The organism is Nostoc sp. DedQUE04, assembly GCF_034530995.1.
Lineage (GTDB): Bacteria > Cyanobacteriota > Cyanobacteriia > Cyanobacteriales > Nostocaceae > Nostoc.
Map to the genome: position 1 here is coordinate 121,566 of NZ_JAVRCA010000010.1, position 16,507 is coordinate 138,072.

A 16,507-nucleotide genomic window follows, 5' to 3' on the forward strand; every position below is an offset into this window, starting at 1 on the left:
TATGGCACGCATTGTTGTTTGCGGATATATGATTCGACATCCAGTCGCTGGCAATCTCTTAGCCTACTTTCATTATGTTTTAGGGTTACATCATTTGGGACATGAAATCTTATACCTGGAGGAAAGCGGCTGGGCTGGGTCTTGCTATAACCCCATCGCCCACAATTACACTGATGACCCAGGCTTTGGACTTCACGCAGTCCAAACGCTAATACACAGTTATGGCGTGAATGCAACAGTCTGCTATGTAAATCGGGATACAGGAGATGTCTACGGTGCAGATTGGCAAGAAATAAAGCAGATGCTCAAGACGGCGGATCTGCTATTAAATATCGGTGGAGTTTGCTGGTTATCTGAATTTCTTTTATGCAAACATCGAGTATTAATCGATATGGACCCATTCTTTACCCAGATTGGAACGTTCGCCGCCGAAGGTCGCAACGAGTATCACGCCTACTTTAGTTATGGCGTTAATATTGGACAACCGGATTGCGGCATACCGAGTGATGGAATTGAATGGCTCCCTACTGTACCGCCTGTTGTACCAGAGATATGGAAAAGCCCAATACTTATTCCCGAAGATAGTGGCGAAGAACGCGCAGATTTACCATTCACGACAATTGCCAATTGGAATGCCTATGGAGGTGTGACTTACAAAGGTGAGGATTATGGGCAGAAAGATCGAGAATTCATGCGTTTGCTGGAACTCCCTAGCCACTGTTCGCAGAAACTCGAACTCGCTCTTGCTGGCAAGGACGCAGAAATAGCAGAGGTTACGAAATCTTTAAAGGCAGCAGGTTGGTTAGTTCGAGATGGCAAAAAAATTAGCGCTAGTCTGTCAATCTACATAACTTATCTGACTGGCTCCCGTGGAGAATTTAGCGTTGCCAAACAAGCTTATGTCAAAACCCGTAGCGGTTGGTTTAGCGATCGCAGTGTTTGTTATCTCGCTGCTGGTCGTCCCGCCATCTTACAAGATACCGGATTTAGCGATTGGCTGCCGACGGGGCAAGGTGTGTTGGCGTTTTCATCTTTGGAGGAAGCGGTAGATTGCATCGAGCGCGTCAATACAAATTATCTAGCTCACTGTCAGGCAGCAAGGGAATTAGCCGAACAATTCTTTAGTTACAAAGTGGTGCTACCTCGACTACTGGAAACAGTTTTAAGCAAGAACACAGCCCATCTATCTCAATTTCGAGTCTGACTGCCTCTGGAGAAGGAAAAATCATCAGCTAATAAATCTAATGAAAACATATAACAAATTTAAAATAGGATGATTATTATTTTTGCTAGTGCTATTGGTCGGTTTCCCATAGGAGGCAACGCCTGGTCTGACCTGCAATACCTCCTGGGTCTGCGTGCGCTTGGGCATGATATCTTCTACTTAGAAGAATGCGGGTTAGAGTCGTGGGTTTATAACTGGCAGACTGAAGAATTCACAACCGAGTTAGACTATCCCAGCAATTATGTGACAAACTGCCTGGAACCGCTTGGCTTTGCAAACCAATGGATTTACCGCGCTGGCTCTCGCTCAATAGGGATGGCAGTTGACGAGTTTAACGATGTTTGTTCCCAAGCTGATTTAATGATTGTTCGTGGCTCTCCACTTTCTGTTTGGAGAGATGAGTATGGATGGCCGCAGCGCCGCATCTACATTGACGCCGATCCAGGTTTTACGCAGATTAAGATTGCTAGCGGTAATTCGGAATTAGTAGAGACAATTGAACGTTGCGATCGCCTCTTCACGATTGGGCAACGCATTGGTGCTGAGGACTGTCTTATTCCCACAAACGGTAGGCATTGGCAAAAGACATTACCTCCAGTCGCACTGTCTTACTGGCCAGTGACTCAAAACGATAACACCCACTTCAGTTCGATTATGCAGTGGCACAGTTATCGAGAGGTGGTCTACGAAGGAGTCACCTACGGCAATAAGGATAAAGAGTTTTTAAAGTTTATAGATATACCGCAACTCACCAAACAGCAATTTCGGATTGCTTTAAGCGGTGGCTTTCCCGATCAACTATCACAGTATGGCTGGGAAGTGATTCCCGGATGGATTGCCTCCTTTACACCAGAATCTTACCAGAAATTTGTCCAAGCATCCCGCGCTGAGTTTGGAGTCGCAAAACAGGGTTATGTTGCTACCAAAGGTGGCTGGTTTAGCGATCGCAGCGTTTGTTATCTCGCTTCCGGTAAGCCAATTCTAGTTCAAGACACAGGTTTAAGCGATTGGTTGCCGATCGAAGAAGGGATTTTAACTTTTTGCGACCAACAGGAGGCAGTCAAAGGTGTAGAAGCCATCAACGCTGACTATGAGCGACACAAGTATGCAGCACGCAGGTTAGCAGAGGAATATTTTGACTCAGATAAAGTTCTTTCGTCTCTGCTAGAGGCGGCAATGAATTAACTGTCATTGAGTATAGGAGATATATTATGTCAACAGTAACTATCGGATTCTTTCCTCGCGAACAATTTACCTTAGCAGCTGAATCTTTACAGCGAATTTTCAACTACACCCACATCCCGTTTAACCTGATTGTAGTAAACTGCAATACTCCAAAAGTGTATTGGCAGCAGATGGAACAGGTATTAGAAGGTCGCAGTAATGTCAAAGTCATTTACAAAGATTGTTATTTGCAGCCCAACCAATTAAGAAACTTGGTAATTCAGGAAGCTAACGATGATTTTTTGTGCTTCGTTGAGAATGATGTTCTTGTTGAGGAAGGTTGGTTATCCCATCTGATCGCTGCCTGCGAAGAACAACCAGCTGATGTAGCTGTGCCCCGGATTATTGAGGGGCCTTTAGGAGCAACAAACGTTCATTGGGACCCAAACCAGGGTCAGGTGCGGTCAGTACAAACAGCCGACGGCGTTAAATGGGAAGTCCTTCCAGCTACGAGCGAGCAGCAACTCGATCGCGGAACTTATCGCCGGACGATACAGTTAGCTGGAGAGGCTCACTGTCGGCTCTACCGTCGAAGTGTTTTTGATCGAGTCTCTCCTTTCGATGAAGATGTTATTTTTCTAGATCATTTCGATTCTAGTTTGGCTTTATATAATGCCAAAATTCCAGTTGTCTTTGAGCCGAAATCTGTTGTTCATTTCTGGCACCCTTATCCTCCTCATCCAGAAGACCTCGATTATTTTTTCATGAGATGGGATCTTGAACAATCCGCCAAGAGCCTCGAGCGTATTCAAAAAAAATGGAACTTGGTTTCACTGTACGGAGACTTAAGTTTTGCCATAGAGCGGAATCACATTGGTCATCTGTACGAGGTAAGAGAAAAACTCAAAACTCTGATATTGCCACAGGAATCTTTTATCTTGGTCGATGAAGACCGCCTGAACGGTAACGAAATCATCAAAGGTTTTCAAACAATCCCCTTTACTGAACGCGATGGGTGGTATTGGGGACGTCCAGTAGATGACGGCACAGCTATTCGAGAATTCGATCGCCTATACCAAACTGGTGCTAGTGCGATCGTTTTCTTGTGGCACACCTTTTGGTGGCTGGAATACTACACCGGATTTGATGAATATTTACGGCAAAAGTTTCCCTGTGTATTACAAAATGACCATCTGATTGTATTTGACCTACGCTCATGAACAAGCCTCTAGCCAGTATTATCATCACCAACTACAACTATGAACGTTTTCTGAAGGAGGCAATTGATAGCGCTCTCAATCAAAACTATCAGCCTTTAGAAGTGATTGTGGTTGATGATGGTTCAACAGACGACTCACAGCAAATCATTACCAATTATGGGGAAGAGATTATCCCTCTGCTAAAAGAAAATGGCGGACAGGGTTCTGCATTCAACGTCGGTTTTGCCGCAAGCCGTGGTGAGGTTGTCTGTTTTTTAGATGCAGATGATGTTTTGCTGCCTGATGCGATCGCCAGAGCCGTTGAACTGCTGGGCGATCCGAATATAGTACAGGTACACTGGCCTTTATCCGCAATAGATGCTGATGGTAAGCCATTGGGAAAATTGATTCCCGATCGACCTCTGCCAGAAGGAGATTTACGCGAGGCGCATCTCCAAGGTAGCATTGAAAGCTATGTCTTCTCACCCACGAGCGGCAATGCCTGGTCGCGTAGCTATTTAGAGAAAATTTTTCCCCTGCACGATATTTACTACTCTCTTAACGCTGATGCGTACTTAACTTTTTTGTCTCCTTTTTTCGGTAGCATCAAGCGCATTGCTGAGTACCAAGCCCTATATCGGATTCATGGTGATAATGGCACTAGCAAGCTTACTTATAGTTGGCAACTTAGCCAATATCACAATCATATAAAAGCTTTGTGCGAGTCTTTACACAAGCACGACATTCAAATCGAAGATGCTTTTGAGCGTTGGAAGGGTTCTGAGTATGAGTTTATCCAACGTCTGGGCGCGTTGGAGCCGGAACTAACTCCCTTAATTCCAATCGGGCAAGGGTACATTTTAGTTGACATGAACGAATGGGGATCTGGTCAGCTTCTGGACAAATGCCAATCAATTCCCTTTCTAGAAAAAGATGGGATGTATTGGGGAGCGCCAAAAGATGATGCCATTGCCATTAAGGAGTTTGAACGACTGTACCGGAAAGGAGCAAGTTTCATTGTGTTTGGATGGCCAGCTTTCTGGTGGTTTGATTATTATGCTGAGTTCGCTTGCTATTTACGTACTAAGTTTCGCTGTGTTTTAGATAATGAGCGCTTGGTTGTCTTTGATTTACGTATGTCTGTTTAATTTTATAGCACAAGCCTTCGTGGTTAGGACATTAACAGATGATAAAACTTAGACACAACAAGACTTTTCACCCAATCCCCAGTCACCAGTCCCCAGTCCCTTGCTATATTTAAAAATTTTTAGTTAAAAAGGCGGTAATTATAAAAACATGGCACTTAAAACCAAAGTTAGCATTGTAATTCCAACTTACAATCGCTCGGAGTTATTAAAAACTAGCTTGCAGAGCGCATTGGCACAAGACTATCCAGATTTTCAAGTTCTTGTCTTAGATAATGCTTCTAGCGATGATACAGAGGCAGTTGTATGTTCATTTGCGGATTCGCGCATCACTTATATACGCAACGAAACGAATATTGGAATGTTTCGCAATTGGCAGCGAGCTATTGAGGTAAATTCTAGTCCCTATCTAGCTCTCTTGTCGGACGATGACATTCTGCTGCCCAACTTCATCCATGAATCTGTCTTAGCATTAGACAACCATCCAGATGCTGGTTTTTCAGTTGCGCAAGCTGAAATTATCGACACTAATGGTGTTCCAGTGCATATGACAGGCAGAGAGCTTTCAGATAACTTTCCAGAAGGGTCAATTGATGGTCTAGAGTTCATCCACCAAATTGCTGATGGGCGGAAATGGATTTTGCTATGTTCAGCGATCGTGTTTCGCGCTAATGCCCTGGCAATGGTTGGGGGAATCGACGCACCGCACTCCAAGTACATGTTTGATTTGAACTTATACTTACGTATGGCGGCGCAATTCGATCTCTTCTTTATTGCTAAACAATTAGCCCAAGTCCGATATCACGTTGAACAAGATTCCCAAATTAATTTTAGTTTTGGAGGAACAGGCCCACTTGGTGTGATCGCAGAACGTACTGATGCGATCGCTTATTTGTTAAAGTCGCCACGTGCAGAGGATGCATCTTATCGTCAGTGGCTAGCAGAGCGCCTGTTGCATATAAGTATGCGTCGCAGTCAGTTCACGTCTGAATTGATACCTGAACTTAATTTGAGCTGGTCAGAACGCCTGCGAATTGCGATGCAGGAAATTACATCTGTGATTCCCGCCGGGAAGCGTTTGATTTTGGTCGATGAAAATCAATTGGGCTGCGAGATTCTGCCGCAATTCGATGCTCTACCCTTTTTAGAACATGAGGGTCAATACTGGGGAGCGCCACTGAATGACGAAATCGCCATCCGGGAACTGGAACGAATGCGTCAAACGGGAGCAAGTTTTATGCTCATCGCCTGGCCCGCTTTCTGGTGGCTTGATTATTACTCTGGTCTACGAAATTATCTCAGTTCAAATTTTTGCCGCGTTTTGGACAACAGTCGCCTTATCGTGTTCGATCTCTCGCTATGAGATTCTTCAACCAGCATTAATCTGCGGTGAAAGCCTCACTTGCAATCAACTGCAAACTCACTGGATCGAGTTGTCATGAACTGGAAATATGAAAAAGCTAAATTTAATATCCCAAGTCGATGGCTAGCCTGGTCAGGAGTTTTGGCTTTAGCTGGTGCTGGCGGTTGGCTAACCTACTTTTTAGCTCTAAATCAACCTCCCGAACCATTAGCAGTACGCTTGTTAACCGTGGAGCGAGGTAATGTTGAAACCACAATTAATGAGAGCGGTACTGTTGAGTTACAGGAACAGCGAATCTTGAAGTCCCCAAAAGAGGGTGCGGTAGAACAAGTCATGGTAAAACCTGGTGAGAGGGTAAAACTTGGTCAAGTGCTGCTGACCCTGCGCTACCCCGAACGAAAAGTTGCTCTTACCAATCAGCAATTACAAATTCAACAAGAGCAACTCAACCTAGCACGTAGTCGCGAGAAAATTATTGAAGCCCAAGAACGACTAACAGCCGAAGAAAAACAACTCCAGAGGCTTGCTCCCTTGGTGCGAGAGGGAGCTATTGCCCAAGAACAAGCCAAAACGCAGGAAGATACTGTACGCGTTGCTCGCGCTAGCCTGCGAGATAGTCAAGCAGAGGCACGTACAACCGCCCTGAAAATTCAGACTTTGCAATTGGAGCGCCAACTTATTCAGCAGCAACTCCAAGATAATATTGTGACTGCACCATTGAATGGCGTAGTCTTGGGTGTGAATGTAGAAAATGGTGATGGGGTCGAGTTGCGTACCAATCTGCTCACTTTGGGCGATCCCAGAAAAGTCTTAGTGAAACTCCAGCTTTCTACCCTCAACGCTGCTCAAGTTCGCATCAACCAACTTGCCCGCATTAATGCGATCGGGCCGAATGCAAGGAGATTCTCTGGACGCGTAAAAAGCTTGTATCCTCAAGCACTCAGCCCTGAAGCCCAAAAACAAGATGGTAGTAGTTCAAAACAATCAGAGCAACCAACAGTACCCGCAACGGTTGAGCTTGATAGCCCGACATTTACACTGCTCCCTGGTAGCAGGGTAAATGTCGAGGTTGTGTTGCAGCAACGCCAGAACGTAGTAGTTTTGAAGACAGAGGCAATTGTGCGATCGCAACCACGCCCGTTTGTATGGGTTCTGGATAGTCAAAATCAAGCCCAAAAACGCACCATTAATCTAGGATTGGAAGGGTTAATGAATGTAGAAGTAACCTCTGGTTTGCATCCCGGCGAACAAGTTATACTGCCCCCCGTTGAGTCGGAACTCAAGCCAGGAACGCCAGTTAAGGCAGGGGAGCAGGGGAGCAGGGGAGCAGGGGAGAAGTTGCAGTAAATTTTTCCTCTTTGCCCCTCTGCCTCTCTGCCCCTCTGCCCAATCCCCAAGCTAGAGCAAAGCAACTATTATGGCTCTTTCAGGTTTTGACTTATTAAATATTACCTTTCACTCTTTAGGTAGAAACCCTTTGCGTTCTGCTCTGACTACTCTGGGGGTATTTATGGGTGTGGCTGCTGTCAGCGCTACACTTCAGGTTGGTAATATTAGCCGAGATGCGATCGCTCAACAATTAGCAAAACGAGGCGCGCCTCAAGTTTCAGTTTATCCAAATTGGGATTCTGGTGGTGAAGCTACCCAACTCAAGTTGGAAGATATGGAATTCTTACGACAGCGAATGGTGGGTTTGCAAGCGATCAGTTCTTTTAATTGGGCTGGTTCTACACCAACTATATTTCGGGACAAGGAATTTACTCCAACTTTGTCACCTGTTTCTCAAGATTTTTTGTTGACTTCAGGGATATCTTTAGTATCAGGACGGTTTTTCACATCAGAAGATTTTGCCAACTACCGCCCGGTAATCGTAATCGATCAATTGCTGGCAGAACAACTTTTTCAAAAGCAAGAACCTGTAGGGCAGCTGATTTATGCTGGAGACAGACCCTATATCGTGATCGGGGTGGTAGCAACTATTTTAAGTGAAAATGCACCTCCGGCGGGTCAACTGTATGTGCCGATGTCTATTTACAACGCTTCGACTGGTAGCCGCGACATCGGGAGCATCCAAATGCGCCCTTATGCACTTGCAGATGTGGAAGAGTTAAGCCACCAAGCAGAGGAGTTACTGTTACAAAGATTTCCAGGTTACAAATTTAAATTTTGGAATAATGTATCAGATATTATACAGCAGCAGAAAACTCTAGAGATGGCTTCTCAAGGTCTAACAGCAGTAGGAGCGATCGCGCTCTTGGTTGGCGGTGTTGGAATTGCGAATATTATGATTGCCTCTGTAAATGAACGAACTGCTGAAATAGGTTTGAGACGGGCCATAGGTGCAACCCAACGCGAAATCATGCTGCAATTTATTTTAGAGGCGATACTTTTAAGTCTAATAGGAGGAACAGCGGCTCTAGGAGTAGTGCATGGATTGACTGTTGTAATTACCGATACCTTTAGCTTGCCCTATAAGTTTGATAGCAGAATTGCAGTGCTAGCAGTGGGTTCAGCGCTACTGGTGGGGGTGGGAGCTAGTTTGCTTCCCGCCGTGCGTGCTAGCCAGATCGATCCAGTAAAAGCCTTGCGCTCATAAGTTTTTTTCTACATTTTGAGGCAGGAAGTATATTGAGTAGAGTGTAGCCAGATACAATTCTTCTTAGGGACTTCCAAAAAATAAAACATTCCATTTAAAATAATGATAATCATTATTATAGGGGAGAAAGTGGCAGCCGACGGCTGCCGCTTTCTCCCCTCCTTTTTGTAGTAAATTCAGTAATAATGATTGAATTTTCTGCTAAAAGATTAGTTTTCTGGAACAATTTATTCTTTGGAAGTCCCTTATTCATCAACTCGCGTAGACGGCGAATATTATCCGCTTTTACAGTTAGTAGAGTCGGGTTTAAGTAAGTCAGCGTAAATAAATATTGTTGGCATAAGACAAAAGCAGAGAGCTTTTAGCAGGGGGAGAAAGAGTTTGAGCGTTATTTACTTTTATTTACACAGTTTGGTTTTATTGTACCGACTTGCTTATTTGCACTGTTTTCTAATAGTTATTTCAAATAATCCTCGGCCTTCTTTTTGGCGATAATCACTGTTTTAAATACGTTTTTTTCAACACTAAAAACAAAACCTGGTGCTACATTCCGTAGCACATCATGTCTATTAAAATTTGTTTAAATATGGAGTTGTAGCATGATTCATGCAAGTATAAATCTTATGAGTTTATACCTTAAAAAAGACTCAAACCATCTATTTACTATTTGGAAAAACTTATGCTGTTGAGTAAAGCTTTATTACTAGGCTGTATAGCGTGTTCAATAGGTTTTACTACTCCGGTCTTCGCTGTTAGTATTAACAAATCTTTAGATGTACAACAAGGTTACAATTTCCAGCCAAATACCTATAAACCTCTTGGGTTTATTAAGACATTAAGCATTGGTGATTTAGCTCTAGTCGCAGATCAATACGTAATCGATCCCACCAGTCGCCCAAGTCCTGGCGGAACCGGGATATATAATTACCCTGTTGTAGCAGTGCTTAGTAATGTTCAATGGGATGGTTCGCCAGTGGGAGATATATTCCTTACAGGGCGTATTTCGACCCCAAATAAGGCGCAGTTAGCTTTGTTGATGGGAGTAATCGGTAAAAAGGTGGTAGCAATTTCCTTTGCTACTTATGAATACAGTACTACCACTAAAACTTACTATCCTAGTTTTGCTTCTTATCAAGGCAGTCGTCCAAGCTATATTAATCCTCCTACTACAACTAATGTAATATATGGCTTGGCAAAAACGTTTACTGTAAATACCCTCCCTAGCACTAATGTTCTCGGCGCCCCAAACTATGTATTTAATATAACTTTATCTCCGACAGTAAGTTCAAGCCCGCAAGTATTCAAAATCCAAACTTCTCCCACTTCGACACAGTTTCAACCGTGGGGATTACCCCAAGCTTCTATCCAACCAACTGAGCTTTATGCGGGAGAATTAGACCTAAGTAAAATTTTTAGTATGACATTCTAAATGACGTTTTTAATGATCGCTATGGGGATTTTTTCACAAAGAGATATGTAACTTTTGTGGGCTGATGCGAGAAATTGGGTCGTCTTTGCACTCAAAATTATTCATTAATTTGCGATCGCTAATCTCGGTTAAATAATTCCGATTAATCTGTGTTAAATCGTTGTAGGCTGTGAATCGCAGGGTCTACAGTCTAACGATGAAAATAAACCGTCATGGTCGCGCCAAGGTTCTAACACAGCAAGAGATACAGCTAATTTTTAGCGATGGCTTAGACAACGGGCGCGATGCCTACGGCGGGCTACGCCTACGCGCTTTGTTCGGTGTCTGCCTGTTTAGTGCCTGTAGAATCCGTGAATGCTGTACGCTACAAACTCAAGATATCTACACACCCAAGGGTAACGTTAGACCGCAGTTTGTCATCAGAAAGTCAAGCACTAACCCTCGGAATGATTATCATTCTTATAGCCTGTATATTTTATTTTCTGGAAGTCCCTTACTTTAATCTCATGCTTTTAAAGGTGGGTTACTCCTGCCTTTTGACTCCTGCCCCAGCAAAAACTGCCTTCTACCCTCTGTTATAAAGACTCTAACTGATGGTAATCTAAGATTGTAGAACCAAATCCAATAAAAACTTTTGTTTTTGACAGTTTTCTTTTTTGGACAACAGTAATATAAGTCGTGAATAAAGTCTTTAACAATTAAGACTTGGTTATGATTTAAGTAAGTTCTAGAGAACTTAGTTAGTTTTTTAACAGGAGAAGTAGGGTGCTTAACAACCTTCATCAGTTATTATCTCCCCGAAAGTGGGGAATTCCCCTCGCGGGCTTAGGCTTACTTCTCGGTTTGGGCTTTCTAGCCAAGCAAACTCAAGTAACATCATTTACAGATTCTCGATTATCATCGGCTCAGATTCACAAAACCTCCGAAAACTCTCTTTTGTCGCAGCTGAGAAAAGTTCGAGAGCAAAGAAGTCAACTTAATACGGCTTCTGGAGGCGGAAACACAGTACCTACAATCACAGCGCTGGTTCCAGGCGATGGGGGAACTACAAAAAGCGCCAGAGTTTTACCAAAAGGAAGTTTTCCTGTAAAAGATGGGATTTACCTCTATGGTCAATCCCCAAAGCCAAACCAGCTTGGTCAAGGTTATATCATATTTCAAAAGCAGCAAGACAAGGTAAAGGGTGCGTTGTATATGCCCCAATCAGAGTTAAATTGCTTTCAGGGTACAATCAACCCATCAGGAGAGTTGGCGATGACGGTTAATACTTCGTCAAATGAAGCCAGTTCTGAACAATCGAATCAGGTAGCTACAAGCAATAGACTGCCCAAGGTTGGTGAGGATGAGTCAAATTCTTATGCTTACTCCCTGGCTCTGCAAGACTTTTATCGGTTAAATTCGATCGCAGCTAGCGATCGCCGCACGTTACAAATGTGTAAGTAATCTCCAATGTCTTGATTATGTCCTTTTGGACTAGACACACTCAAGCAGCCCTGAGTGTGTTATTAAGCAATTCCCAGTAGTTTTCTAGAACTTTTTTGCCAGCCGTTAAAATCGTTGACCTGTAGTCAGCTCAAATCTAAGTTCACCTCGATCGTTAATTCCGAAATCACCTCGAATCAGTCCAAAGGATGACTTGACGCGCAATCCTAAGCCGTAACCAAAGCCACTTCCGGGTTTATCTCGTAGCACTCCTGGTTCTCCTAGCACGGTTTCGCTAGACCCGAAATCTGAGGCGAAGTCAGTAAAAACAACTCCTCCGATTGAGTAAGAAATTGGGAAACGATATTCCACAGAAGCTAAACCATAACTCCGACCACTGGCAACTTTTCCATAACCATAACCCCTGACAGAATTTAGTCCACCAATATTAAAAGCATCAGCTGGTGGAAAGTCTCCCAGAATCGTACCAATTTGGAAATTAATCGCCAACATTTCTGGATTGTCAGTTGGTCTACCATTACCGATCCAACTGACTGGTAAATACTGAATATAATCTCCCCGTAGGCGGTTGCTAGAAATATTACCCAGTCCAATCGGAATTGCTTGTTCTGTGCTGAGAGTGAGAATCGATCCTTGAGTCGGATTTTCTCGGCGATCGCGTCGATCTTTGGATACAGAAAATAATACTGTATATAAGTCATCAATGCCAGTACCGCTAAGAGATAAAGGACTCCCTAATCTATCGACCTGTGTAACGTTATAGTCGCGATTGCGTAAGCTAATTCTGGTATAGTTCAAACTTATAGCTGCATCCCACCGATCAAAAGATTTTAAAACTCCCACAGAACCGCCAAACCTTCCCTCGCGTACCTTGTCACCGTTAGACAATCTGATATCGTCGTTGAAAGTTCCCGATGTATTACGAGTACGAAAAGCTCTGATGCTGTAGCCTAAGCGGTTTGGTTCTTGAGGACGATAACGACTAATGAACTGACCATTAAATTGGACATCTTGACCGCTGATTTGTACAATTGTATCTAATTTATCGTTAACACCGCTAATATTTTCATCTCTATAACCTACCCGACCATATAATCCAACATCGTCGTTATTACCGCCTCCAAAAATTAGAGAAGGGAAGTTACGCTCTTTAATTTCATAGATAAGATTAACGCTATTGGCATCTTCTTGGCGATAAACATTGACTTCATTAAATGACTCTAATCTCCGCAATCGTTGCAAGTCTGCTTCTAGTAAATCTTCACGAAATACCTCACCAGGTTTGAGTTTCAGCAGACCAATGATAAAATCTTTTCGGGTACGTCCTTTGATCGGCTGACCTTTTTCATCGAGTAATCGATCTTTGTTGTTAACAAAACGAATCTGGATATCTTTGACAATTCTTTGAGAAATTTGGGAAAACTCGGCAGACTGGTTATCTACTGGAGTTAATCCGATATAGTCACCATATTTTGCATATCCTCCCTCTATTTCTAAAGTTGGTTTTGTTGCCACAATACTACTAGAACTATCTTCAGTAGAAGATTGTGAGTCTGCAACGGCCTCTAGATTTTCTCCAGCTATTAAGATGAATGCGATCGCAACTACAGCTATTTGAATATACATAAATAAAGCTTTGTCATTACCCACATTTTGGCAACAGTTAAATATTTGATAAGTAATCAAGCGGACATGATATCAAAGCTTCCTTTCTTCAGTGACTAATGTCAAGCTAACCCATTCGCCTTTCTCGTTGTAGCTGCGAATCATCCGTTGGCGCAGGTTTGGCTGAATTAACCACCCCACTTCCAGAAAAAATGGTTGGCGTAACTGCACCTTGACAGGTGAAGTTGCAGAAGCGCCATCTGGTAAAAACAATACTTGCACCTGCTTTTGTGGGTCTTGGTCAAAGAGAACAATCGGGCCTTTGATAGTAGCAGTTGAGGTAATTGTGCGATCGCTAAAAGAGGTACTTTGAATTAATCGCCCAGCATCATCAAGTTGTAATTTGAAGATTGTAGAGTAAGTATCAGGCGATCGCAAATCTGGATATATTGTCACTGCTTGGCCTTGCCATTCTCCCAACAAATCATTTATCTGTAAAGTTGGACGTTCATCTGCTGGGGTTCCAGCTAGATGTTCTCGAATTAAAATTAATTCCTTTAGCTGACCGGTAGTATCAAACAGTTGTACCAGACGCAAGCGGCGATTTTCATGAACAAAAGCGAGTTCTCCACCAAATTCGGAAAATGGCCCTAGCTGAATTAAACCTTCAGAAAATGAGCCATTTTCAAAAAACAGCAGACCCCCTCCCACGGTATTAAAGTCTCTGATTATATCTTGCCCCGAACGGCTCAGAGTTAGGCGCACTTTCTGGCTATTGTTCAAATGTTCTAGGGAAAGACGACTAGGAGTATCGTTCAAAAGTGTTCCTTGGGGAGAAAAATTAGTAAATGAACCTTCCCAAACACCGAGATTCTGCAAAAAACATTCCCATTGTGATTTCATAGTTATTTTGTCATTTGTCATTGGTCTTTTGTCATTTGTCATTGGTCATTTGTCATTGGTCATTTGTCATTTGATTAGCCTTGTTAAGTTGATATATAGGTTTAATTTCATATTCGTTCAAGCAAAACTTCAGTTATTCTTTTAAAATGTTGGGAATTTCGAGTTCAGAAGTCGAAGTTCCGAGTTCAGAAGTCGAAGTTCCGAGTTTAGAAGTCGAAGTTCTGAATTCAGAGGTTAAAGTTCCGAGTTCAAAGGTCAAAATTCCGAGTTCTGAAGTCGGAGTTTTGAGTTCTGAAGTCGGAGTTCCGAGTTCTGAAGTCGGAGTTTTGAGTCCAGAGGTCGAAGTTCTGAGTTCAGAAGTCGAAGTTCCAAGCTCAGAGGTCGAAGTTCCAAGCTCAGAAGTCGAAGTTCCAAGCTCAGAGGTCGAAGTTCCAATGACAAAGGACAAATGACCAATGACAAAGGACTAATGACTATCCTTTAGCAAAACGTCGGACAGCAAATAAGCTCCCCATTAATCCTACACCTGCACCGAAACTCAAAAGAATCAGAGGCAATAATAAAATTTCTGCTGGAGTGAGTTGCACTCTGTTGGTGATGACTTGGATAAACTCAGGTTGATTGACTAGCAACTTACCGAGAAACTGTTGAATCACAGAAATGAAACTCCAAGCGATCGCACCACCAACCAAACCAAAGGCAATTCCTTGTAAAATAAACGGGAGGTAAATCCAAACAGAAGTTGCTCCCACTAGTTGCATAATTTCAATTTCCTGGCGTCGCGCCGTGACAATCAGCCTAATTGTGGTGGTAGTCACTGCGATCGCTGTTAAAGTCAGAATCATCGTAATTGTTAAAGTAATCCAGTTCAGACCCCGGTGCAACTGGGCAATGCGTTTAACTGCTTCATCCACATACTGCACCGTCTCAACTCCTCGTAATTTAGCCAACTGTGTTGCTAAGGTTGGTACAACTTGAGAATTACGTGCTTTCACCTTCATCTCATCAACCAGAGGATTCTCACCTAGCTGCTGGGTAGCACCCTCAATATCAGAAATTCTCATTTCCTTAACTAACTTAGTCCAAGCTTGTTCTTTGGTAATGGTTTTTATCGCCGCCACCTCTGGCATTTTAGCGATTAGTGGCTCAATACTTTCCATCCGTGTATCCGGTTCCAGATAAACTGATACTTCTAGCTGGCTACCAAACTGATAAAGAAGTTTTTCGACTTGCCAAGAGGTTTGCAGACTCAAGCCGAATAAAAACAGTAACACTGTCACAGTACTGACAGCAGCCCAATTCATCCAACCTCCCCGCAATAAACCGAGGAAAGTTTCTTTCAGCAGATAATCAAGTTTCGTGAAAGATTTAAACACACATCACCTCAAAATTTGAACTTAACGCCAAAGCACTAAGTTCAGCTTTTGCGTCTTTGCGTCAATAACACCACTATTTATAGTCAATGGTGCAAAGTTTGCCAATATATCAGCTTTTATCTATTGCTATTTCCTTCTTCTGTCCTCCTGCTGCCTTGACCATTCACCCGATCCTTCATACTATTTGCCACAGATATACTCACTATTGCCTCTAACAGTTATTGATAATAATTGGCTAGCTGTTCTGGTTTCTCAGCAATTTTACTGTTATTTAAACTTGACCTCAAAAAGTGGGAAAATACTTTGGTATTTATACTATGTTTTTCTCTGAATATCGGAGTAATTTTATAGGAGCAACAGATTAATTAAAGGAAAGTTGAGTTATGAACTTCTTAAACAAAGCCAATTTGGACAATAGCTTATTAAACCAGATCCGCGATCGGCTTGAGTCAGTAGAAATACATAATTCTAATCTGGCCAGACTATTGTGCAAAATAATTCCTTCCAATTGCCCTTTTGAAAGAACTGTTAAAGTTTTCGGTCGGACTCTACTTCGCATTCCACCTATGTGTAAATTAAACCCCCTTTATGAACAGATAGTTGGTCTTCGTTTTAAGTGTTTATTATATTTAGTTAATGAATGTGGTGAAGATGCAAGAAAATATTGCTAAACATAGGTTTCTATCAATAAAAAATTGATTAGAGAAATCTTTTTACTAAGAAAAATTGTATAGGAATTCTAGTTGCAATCAGAGCGTCAGAAATAGGCTGATAAACGACTGATCCCGTTTCTTTGTAAAGCTGCGCCAAATCCTAGCTTTTTTTCAACGCAAAGGTACGCAGAGGTTAGCGCAAAGGTACACAGAGGTTTTCTGAAGATAATTCGCTATGTCCCAAAATAATTAGGCGTATCTTCATAGAGAATTGCTATGATAATCGATTTCACATTTAAAAGTACTGTTTAATGATGTCAGCCTTGATAAAAGGATCGCTGCAAGTATGGTGCAACGTGACTTCACAATAATTATTTTGGAGATTGGTACTACGTCTAAGGGGATA

The 16,507-nt window shown here is 42.6% G+C and carries 15 protein-coding genes; 12 read left to right on the forward strand and 3 right to left on the reverse strand.

The features are described from left to right. The first annotated feature begins 1 nt into the window (after window position 1). The 10 genes from RM049_RS09615 to RM049_RS09660 all read left to right on the forward strand — a co-directional run bounded on the left by RM049_RS09615 (window position 2) and on the right by RM049_RS09660 (window position 11,564). Window positions 2-1,204 (forward strand): hypothetical protein, encoded by a 1,203-nt coding sequence (locus RM049_RS09615; protein ID WP_322704011.1) that lies wholly within the window; start codon window positions 2-4, stop codon window positions 1,202-1,204. A gap of 69 nt (window positions 1,205-1,273) precedes the next feature. Beyond that, on the forward strand, window positions 1,274-2,410 hold the full coding sequence (locus tag RM049_RS09620; RefSeq protein WP_322704012.1) for a glycosyltransferase family 1 protein: 1,137 nt from the start codon (window positions 1,274-1,276) through the stop codon (window positions 2,408-2,410). Between the two features lie 26 nt (window positions 2,411-2,436). Beyond that, a complete protein-coding gene (locus RM049_RS09625; RefSeq protein ID WP_322704013.1) occupies window positions 2,437-3,609 on the forward strand; it encodes a glycosyltransferase family 2 protein in 1,173 nt (390 codons plus the stop codon). Beyond that, window positions 3,606-4,736 (forward strand): glycosyltransferase family 2 protein, encoded by a 1,131-nt coding sequence (locus RM049_RS09630; RefSeq protein WP_322672459.1) that lies wholly within the window; start codon window positions 3,606-3,608, stop codon window positions 4,734-4,736. The genes RM049_RS09625 and RM049_RS09630 overlap by 4 nt, the downstream gene beginning before the upstream one ends. Before the next feature lie 148 nt (window positions 4,737-4,884). After that, window positions 4,885-6,096 carry a glycosyltransferase family A protein gene (locus RM049_RS09635; protein WP_322704014.1) on the forward strand — a complete coding sequence of 404 codons (1,212 nt, stop codon included), beginning with the start codon at window positions 4,885-4,887 and terminating at the stop codon, window positions 6,094-6,096. A 75-nt stretch (window positions 6,097-6,171) separates the two neighbouring features. After that, on the forward strand, window positions 6,172-7,443 hold the full coding sequence (locus RM049_RS09640) for an efflux RND transporter periplasmic adaptor subunit (protein ID WP_322704015.1): 1,272 nt from the start codon (window positions 6,172-6,174) through the stop codon (window positions 7,441-7,443). A 70-nt stretch (window positions 7,444-7,513) separates the two neighbouring features. Continuing rightward, on the forward strand, window positions 7,514-8,692 hold the full coding sequence (locus RM049_RS09645) for an ABC transporter permease (protein ID WP_322704016.1): 1,179 nt from the start codon (window positions 7,514-7,516) through the stop codon (window positions 8,690-8,692). Window positions 8,693-9,371: 679 nt separating this feature from the next. Continuing rightward, window positions 9,372-10,121: a hypothetical protein gene (locus RM049_RS09650; protein ID WP_322704017.1), complete on the forward strand. Its 750-nt coding sequence runs from the start codon at window positions 9,372-9,374 to the stop codon at window positions 10,119-10,121. Window positions 10,122-10,317: 196 nt separating this feature from the next. Further along, window positions 10,318-10,623, forward strand: a complete 306-nt coding sequence (locus RM049_RS09655) for a site-specific integrase (RefSeq protein WP_322704018.1) — start codon at window positions 10,318-10,320, stop codon at window positions 10,621-10,623. Window positions 10,624-10,886: 263 nt separating this feature from the next. Continuing rightward, window positions 10,887-11,564: a hypothetical protein gene (locus RM049_RS09660; RefSeq protein WP_322704019.1), complete on the forward strand. Its 678-nt coding sequence runs from the start codon at window positions 10,887-10,889 to the stop codon at window positions 11,562-11,564. 105 nt (window positions 11,565-11,669) lie between these two features. On the opposite strand, the gene RM049_RS09665 is transcribed toward RM049_RS09660, so the two are convergent. Beyond that, window positions 11,670-13,190: a BamA/TamA family outer membrane protein gene (locus RM049_RS09665; RefSeq protein ID WP_322704020.1), complete on the reverse strand. Its 1,521-nt coding sequence runs from the start codon at window positions 13,188-13,190 to the stop codon at window positions 11,670-11,672. A 72-nt stretch (window positions 13,191-13,262) separates the two neighbouring features. Next, entirely contained in the window at window positions 13,263-14,072 is an 810-nt protein-coding gene (locus RM049_RS09670) for a DUF3598 family protein (protein ID WP_322704055.1), read from the reverse strand. Window positions 14,073-14,218: 146 nt separating this feature from the next. Here RM049_RS09670 and RM049_RS09675 point away from each other — a divergent pair, with 146 nt between their 5' ends. Further along, window positions 14,219-14,524 carry a hypothetical protein gene (locus RM049_RS09675; protein WP_322704021.1) on the forward strand — a complete coding sequence of 102 codons (306 nt, stop codon included), beginning with the start codon at window positions 14,219-14,221 and terminating at the stop codon, window positions 14,522-14,524. A 21-nt stretch (window positions 14,525-14,545) separates the two neighbouring features. Here the strand turns inward: RM049_RS09675 and RM049_RS09680 are convergent, their stop codons facing one another. Further along, window positions 14,546-15,448, reverse strand: coding sequence for an ABC transporter permease (locus RM049_RS09680; protein ID WP_322704022.1), 903 nt, complete (start codon window positions 15,446-15,448; stop codon window positions 14,546-14,548). Window positions 15,449-15,831: 383 nt separating this feature from the next. On the opposite strand from RM049_RS09680, the gene RM049_RS09685 reads away from it, so the two are divergent. After that, window positions 15,832-16,119, forward strand: a complete 288-nt coding sequence (locus RM049_RS09685; protein WP_322672449.1) for a Mo-dependent nitrogenase C-terminal domain-containing protein — start codon at window positions 15,832-15,834, stop codon at window positions 16,117-16,119. Window positions 16,120-16,507 lie beyond the last annotated feature (388 nt).

Coding starts and splice junctions, on each gene's coding strand:
- RM049_RS09615 (WP_322704011.1), top strand. CDS start 2: ATGGCACGCATTGTTGTTTGCGGATATATGATTCGACATCCAGTCGCT.
- RM049_RS09620 (WP_322704012.1), top strand. CDS start 1,274: ATGATTATTATTTTTGCTAGTGCTATTGGTCGGTTTCCCATAGGAGGC.
- RM049_RS09625 (WP_322704013.1), top strand. CDS start 2,437: ATGTCAACAGTAACTATCGGATTCTTTCCTCGCGAACAATTTACCTTA.
- RM049_RS09630 (WP_322672459.1), top strand. CDS start 3,606: ATGAACAAGCCTCTAGCCAGTATTATCATCACCAACTACAACTATGAA.
- RM049_RS09635 (WP_322704014.1), top strand. CDS start 4,885: ATGGCACTTAAAACCAAAGTTAGCATTGTAATTCCAACTTACAATCGC.
- RM049_RS09640 (WP_322704015.1), top strand. CDS start 6,172: ATGAACTGGAAATATGAAAAAGCTAAATTTAATATCCCAAGTCGATGG.
- RM049_RS09645 (WP_322704016.1), top strand. CDS start 7,514: ATGGCTCTTTCAGGTTTTGACTTATTAAATATTACCTTTCACTCTTTA.
- RM049_RS09650 (WP_322704017.1), top strand. CDS start 9,372: ATGCTGTTGAGTAAAGCTTTATTACTAGGCTGTATAGCGTGTTCAATA.
- RM049_RS09655 (WP_322704018.1), top strand. CDS start 10,318: ATGAAAATAAACCGTCATGGTCGCGCCAAGGTTCTAACACAGCAAGAG.
- RM049_RS09665 (WP_322704020.1), bottom strand. CDS start 13,190: ATGTATATTCAAATAGCTGTAGTTGCGATCGCATTCATCTTAATAGCT.
- RM049_RS09670 (WP_322704055.1), bottom strand. CDS start 14,072: ATGAAATCACAATGGGAATGTTTTTTGCAGAATCTCGGTGTTTGGGAA.
- RM049_RS09675 (WP_322704021.1), top strand. CDS start 14,219: ATGTTGGGAATTTCGAGTTCAGAAGTCGAAGTTCCGAGTTCAGAAGTC.
- RM049_RS09685 (WP_322672449.1), top strand. CDS start 15,832: ATGAACTTCTTAAACAAAGCCAATTTGGACAATAGCTTATTAAACCAG.